Origin of the sequence: Pseudoalteromonas sp. 5Ae-yellow (assembly GCF_014077565.1) — a bacterium.
Lineage (GTDB): Bacteria > Pseudomonadota > Gammaproteobacteria > Enterobacterales > Alteromonadaceae > Pseudoalteromonas.
Genome location: NZ_JACGWD010000126.1, coordinates 1 through 3,705, shown reverse-complemented (window position 1 = coordinate 3,705; position 3,705 = coordinate 1). Strand labels below are relative to the sequence as shown.

Below are 3,705 nucleotides of genomic sequence, written 5' to 3'. Positions count from 1 at the left end.
TACCAAGCGCACAGGGCGTGCATCTGTGAAAGTGTTATGGCAAGGATGGCTTAAGTTACAAGCCATCCTGGAAGGCTACGATTTAGCAAAATCTCTTGAGTCAGACTTGTGATCAAGAGACAGCATTGAGCGCCTTTTTATCTTTAACAGGTAATTACCAACCTTTTGATTTTACTCAACCGTAACCGATTTAGCTAAGTTACGTGGTTGGTCAACGTCAGTGCCTTTAATTACCGCTACGTAGTACGACAGTAGCTGCAATGGTAGTGTGTAAACAATTGGCGCAATAATATCGTCAGTGTGGTTTACGTTGATTACACGCATTGTGTCGTCTGACTCAAAGTGTGAATCTTTATCTGCGAATACGTAAATAATGCCGCCACGTGCGCGTACTTCTTCTACGTTTGATTTAAGTTTTTCTAGCAATTCGTTATTTGGTGCTACAACAATAATTGGCATGTCGGCATCAATAAGTGCTAATGGGCCGTGTTTTAGCTCGCCAGCGGCGTAGGCTTCTGCATGAATGTACGAAATCTCTTTAAGCTTAAGCGCGCCTTCCATTGCAATTGGGTATTGCGAGCCACGACCTAAAAACAATGAGTGGTGTTTGTCGGCAAACTCTTCTGCAAGATCTGCAATACCATCAGCGAGTAATAATGTTTCTTCTAACTTAGCTGGAAGTACTTTAATTGCATTTACAATTGCGCTTTGGTCAAGGCCTTTTTCCTGCGCTATAGACGCAGTAAGCATTAACAAACCAACTAACTGCGTAGTAAATGCTTTAGTAGATGCCACGCCTATTTCAGCGCCTGCTTTAGTCATAAAGGCAAGGTCTGATTCGCGTACAAGCGATGAACCAGGTACGTTACAAATAGTCATTGAGGCCATGTAACCTTGCTCTTTAGCTAGGCGTAATGCAGCTAGCGTATCGGCAGTTTCACCAGATTGAGAAATAGTAACAAGTAAGCTATTTTCATGAACAAACGACTGACGGTATCTAAATTCAGAAGCTATTTCTACATTACAGCTAACACCCGCAAACTGCTCAAGCCAGTAACGTGCAACCATACCTGAATGGTAAGACGTACCACAGGCAATAATTTGCACATGTTTTACATCTTTAAATATTTGCTGAGCGCTTTCGCCAAAGGCATCAATTGCTACACGGTCGTCGTTTAAACGCCCTTCAAGAGTATTACGTACAGCAAGTGGCTGCTCGTAAATTTCTTTTAGCATATAGTGACGGTAATCGCCTTTGCCTGATGCATCTTGCGTAATGTTTGATTCAATCACTTCACGCTCAACTGCGTTACCGTCTGCATCAAAAATTTCTACTGTGTCACGTGTAATACGTGCTACGTCGCCTTCTTCTAAGAAGATGAAGCTACGAGTAACAGGTAGTAATGCTAACTGATCAGACGCAATAAAGTTTTCGCCAAGGCCTAAACCAATAACAAGAGGACTACCTGAGCGCGCTACAATGATTTCGTTGTCGTTGTCTTTATCAAATACAACAGTACCAAAGGCGCCTTCAAACTGTTTAACAGCTGCTTGTACTGATGCAAGTAACGTTGTGTGTTGTTTACGAAGTTGGTGAATTAAATGCACCATTACTTCTGTATCAGTGTCTGATAAGAATTCGTAACCATCTGCTTTCAGTGCCGTACGTAGGCTAGCGTGGTTTTCAATAATACCGTTGTGCACAAGTGCTAACTGGTTGTTTGATACATGTGGGTGTGCATTTGCTTCTGTAACGCTACCATGTGTTGCCCAGCGCGTATGTGCAATACCTGTATGACCGCTAACACCTGCTTTTTCTAGAGCTGCTTCTACGTTAACTACTTTACCCACTGCTTTGACAGTATTAAGTGTATTGCCATCAAGCAATGCTACGCCTGCTGAGTCATAACCACGATATTCTAGGCGCTTAAGGCCTTCAACTAAAATTTTGTTTACTGGACGTTCTGCAACTGCCCCAACTATTCCACACATAGTGTCTCCATTAATTTTTAAAATACTTGCTACTGAGTAGCTATTGTATAATCTCTGCACAAATTAGTTTTACACCACACGCCTCAATTGCTTTGCGCTTATCGTCTGCTAAGCCATCGTCGGTTATTAATGTGGTTACTATTTTCCACGGTAATTCTAAATTTGGTATTTTTCGGCCAATCTTATCTGATTCAACCATTACAATTACTTCACGAGCCGCTTCTGCCATTACTTGGCTCAAACCAACTAACTCATTAAAGGTTGTTGTGCCACGTTTTACATCTATACCATCAGCACCAATAAAGAGCTGATCGAAGTCGTAAGAGCATAATACATTTTCGGCAACTTGCCCCTGAAACGACTCAGAATGCGGATCCCAGGTTCCACCGGTCATCAAAAGTGTTGGCTCGTTCTCGAGTGCTAATAAACGACTAGCGACTTTAATCGCATTGGTCATAACAACGAGCCCACGTTTATTGGCAAGTTCAGGGATCATCGCTGCTGTAGTGCGTCCGCTATCAATAATAATGCGATTATGATCGTTTATAAGTGAGGCTGCCGCTTTTGCTATTGCTACTTTGCGCTTTGAATCTACTTCATCGCTAACAATTTCTTTAGGTAGTGCAATAGCACCACCGTAGCGGCGAAGTAATAAGCCACTTTTTTCAAGCGAGGTTAAATCTTTTCGAATGGTTACTTCTGATGTTTGAAACTGCTCAGCTAGCTTTTCAACAACTACTTCACCTAGTTCATTAACCTGAACCAGTATATTGTGACGACGCTGTTGTGTGTTTCGTTTAGTCATAAAGCTCGTGAATTAAGTTTCGTTTCGAAAGTTATGCGATTTTAAACGAAACAACCTAAATGGCAAGTGAACGAGCAAAAAAAACACAGTTTTATTCTAATAATAATAAAACTAAAAGTACGGTAAGCTATAACTAATTAAGTTATAAAGATAAATACAATGCAGTCATTTAACAGTATCAGTAAAGAATACTTAGCACAGCGAAAGCAAGCAGGTGAAACCTGCCGTTTATTTAATAAGAGCCCAAGTAAAGGCAACTTAAAACGTATCAAAGAGTTATTTTTAAAGTCGGGTGATGGTGTAATTATCGAATCAGGTTTTCATTGTGATTACGGTAATCAAATCGTTATTGGTGATCGTACTTTTATTAATATTAATTGCACACTTCTTGACTCGCCATTAGCCAATAACTCAATCACCATTGGTGATGACTGCTTAATAGGCCCGAACGTTCAGTTTTTAGCTGTATCACATGCTACTAATCCAGTAGAAAGGCTTAATAAAGAAAACTTTGCAGCACCTATCGCGTTAGGCAATAACGTATGGGTTGGCGCAGGTGTAATTATTTTAGCGGGTGTAAGTATTGGTGAAAATAGTATTGTGGGTGCGGGTGCTGTGGTTACTAAAAATGTAGTGCCTAATACTGTAGTAGCGGGTAACCCAGCTCGTGAAGTAAGAACACTGTAGATATTCTCGATGTGATTTTAGCGTCAGGAGTCACTACGCTCGCTCGCCCTACGTGATATGTGTTGATGTGAGTGTATATTAATTGCGCGCATTTACTTTTTTGCAGACGTAAAAAAGCCCGAATCGTTAGATTCGGGCTTTCTACAATTTGAAGCCTGGTAATGTCCTACTTTCACATAGCAAATGCTACACTATCATCGGCGCTGTTTCGTTTCACTACT

3 protein-coding genes are annotated in these 3,705 nt (G+C 41.0%); 1 reads left to right on the top strand and 2 read right to left on the bottom strand.

Translation table 11 applies throughout. The features are described from left to right. Window positions 1-171 precede the first annotated feature (171 nt). Both glmS and H4J63_RS19450 read right to left on the bottom strand, forming a co-directional pair. On the bottom strand, window positions 172-1,992 hold the full coding sequence (gene glmS / locus H4J63_RS19455) for a glutamine--fructose-6-phosphate transaminase (isomerizing) (protein WP_007580413.1): 1,821 nt from the start codon (window positions 1,990-1,992) through the stop codon (window positions 172-174). A 40-nt stretch (window positions 1,993-2,032) separates the two neighbouring features. After that, the gene (locus H4J63_RS19450; protein ID WP_182198069.1) at window positions 2,033-2,797 is read right to left on the bottom strand and encodes a DeoR/GlpR family DNA-binding transcription regulator; all 765 of its coding nucleotides are present in this window, start codon (window positions 2,795-2,797) and stop codon (window positions 2,033-2,035) included. 159 nt (window positions 2,798-2,956) lie between these two features. Here H4J63_RS19450 and H4J63_RS19445 point away from each other — a divergent pair, with 159 nt between their 5' ends. After that, complete coding sequence (locus H4J63_RS19445) at window positions 2,957-3,484, top strand: sugar O-acetyltransferase (protein ID WP_024603745.1); 528 nt, start codon at window positions 2,957-2,959, stop codon at window positions 3,482-3,484. The last annotated feature ends 221 nt before the right edge of the window (window positions 3,485-3,705 follow it).

Coding starts and splice junctions, on each gene's coding strand:
- glmS (WP_007580413.1), bottom strand. CDS start 1,992: ATGTGTGGAATAGTTGGGGCAGTTGCAGAACGTCCAGTAAACAAAATT.
- H4J63_RS19450 (WP_182198069.1), bottom strand. CDS start 2,797: ATGACTAAACGAAACACACAACAGCGTCGTCACAATATACTGGTTCAG.
- H4J63_RS19445 (WP_024603745.1), top strand. CDS start 2,957: ATGCAGTCATTTAACAGTATCAGTAAAGAATACTTAGCACAGCGAAAG.